Source organism: Thauera sp., from assembly GCF_035444905.1.
Taxonomy (GTDB): domain Bacteria; phylum Pseudomonadota; class Gammaproteobacteria; order Burkholderiales; family Rhodocyclaceae; genus Thauera.
Map to the genome: position 1 here is coordinate 1 of NZ_DAOMPS010000133.1, position 1,889 is coordinate 1,889.

Sequence of the window (1,889 nt, forward strand, 5' to 3'; positions counted from 1 at the left end):
GTAGCGTCGACGAACCCGGGGCTGGACATAATTCCGGCGCTGGCGCAGCACGGCAACTCCTCTTCCGGATAGGAGTTTGCCATGCCCAAGATCCCTTCCCTGCATGCGGTGCTGCAAGGCTGGTTGCTCGACGGTCCGCTGGCTGCGTATGTGCCGGCCTACGTCGAACGGCTGGAGCGCGGTCGCTACGCATCCAGCACGAGCCGGCGATGGCTGAACGCCGTCGCGCACTTCGCTCACTGGATGTCGCTGTGCCGGTTGCCGGTCGACCGGCTCGACGAGAGCCGCATCGATCAGTTTCTTCAGGATCACCTGCCGCACTGTGGTTGCCGAGGACCGGTGATGCGCCGTCCGCGCGAGGTACATGCGGCTTTGATGCCCCTGCTGGCCATTCTTCGCCAGCGCGGCGTGATCGCGGACTTGCCGACACCGTCGGGTCCGATCGCCGAAGAGCTGAGCCGCTACGACGCATACATGCTCGATACCCGTGGGTTGGCCAGCGGCACCCGTTCGGTCCGACTGCGGATCATCGAGCGGCTGCTCGTGCACAAATTCGCGGGCCATCCTCTGAATCTGCAAGAACTGCAACCGCAGGACATCCGCCGCTTCGTCGCCGAGCAGTTGGAGTTGCGCAACACGATCAGCAACGCGGTGACCATCAACGCCGCCTTGCGTGGCTATCTGCGCTGGCGGGCTACGTGCGGTGATTCGGTGCAAGCCCTGCTGGGCGTGATCGCTTCGCCCGCCAACTGGACGCATGCGTCGCTGCCACGCGCGCTGCAGTCGCGTGAGGTCGGCCGTGTCCTCAATTCATTCACCCCGGCGCTGCGCGCGCCCAAGCGCGGCTATGCGATCGTCCGTCTGGCCCTCGATCTGGGCCTTCGCTGTATCGAGATCAACCGGCTACAACTGGACGACATCGATTGGCAGAACGGCACGCTCACGCTGAGGCGGACGAAGTCTCGCCGCCAGGATGTGCTGCCACTGCCAGTCCCCACGGGCAAGGCGCTGGAGGCGTACCTGCGCCACGAGCGACCGCTCACCAGCAACCGGTCCGTGTTCGTGCGTTCCTTGGCGCCACACGATGCACCGATCAGCGTGGATGCCATCCATCGGGTGATCCGCGACGCCTTCAGCCGCGCCGGTATCCCGCATGGCCGGGCGCACGCCCTGCGCCACACCTTGGCCTGTCGGCTGGTCAACAGCGGGGGCTCGATCAAGGAAGTCGCCGATGTGCTGCGGCACCGCTCGCTGAACACTTCGCTCATCTACGCGAAGACCGATCGCGCTGGCTTGGTCGAAGTCGCCTTGCCCTGGCCAGGGAGTCCAGCATGAGCACCCACATCTCCCTTCCCGAGCGGATCGAGACGTATCTGGCCGAGCGCCGTCGCCTCGGGTTCGAACTTCAGCACATGGGTCAGGCGCTCGCCCGGTTCGCACGCTATGTCGAGGCAGTCGGTCACCACGGACCGCTTACCGTCGAGGTGATGGCTGCCTGGGCGCGGCAGGTCAAGGGTGGCCGAGGGGATCGAGGCACGGCGGCTCGCGCCTTACGTCTGTTCAGGCCGTTTACGCGCTGGCTGCAGCAGTTCGAGCCGGCTACCGAGGTCCCCGACGAGGCGACCTTCGGGCCGGTCCCGGGCCGGATCACTCCGCACATCTTCCGTGACGAGGAGATCGAGGCCTTGCTCGACGCCGCCGGGCGGCTCGGGCCGCCGCTGCGCAGTACCGTCATGCGGACCTTGTTCGGACTGATCGCCTGTACGGGTCTGCGCATCTCCGAAGCCCTGGCGTTGGTCGACGCGGACGTCGACCTCAGTGTCGGCGTGCTGACCGTCCGCTGCAGCAAGTTCGGCAAGTCGCGCCTGGTGCCGCTGCACCCGAGTGCC

2 protein-coding genes are annotated in these 1,889 nt (G+C 66.4%); both read left to right on the forward strand.

Going from position 1 to position 1,889, the window contains the following annotated elements:
* Positions 1–81: 81 nt before the first annotated feature.
* On the forward strand, positions 82–1,335 hold the full coding sequence (locus tag PLC66_RS22575) for a site-specific integrase (protein ID WP_324544419.1): 1,254 nt from the start codon (positions 82–84) through the stop codon (positions 1,333–1,335).
* Positions 1,332–1,889: site-specific integrase (locus PLC66_RS22580; RefSeq protein ID WP_324544420.1), on the forward strand; the 558-nt coding region annotated here is incomplete at its 3' end. The genes PLC66_RS22575 and PLC66_RS22580, both read left to right, overlap by 4 nt.

Bases quoted from the DNA above. Each gene is read 5' to 3' on its own strand.
- PLC66_RS22575 (WP_324544419.1), top strand. From the start codon at position 82: ATGCCCAAGATCCCTTCCCTGCATGCGGTGCTGCAAGGCTGGTTGCTC.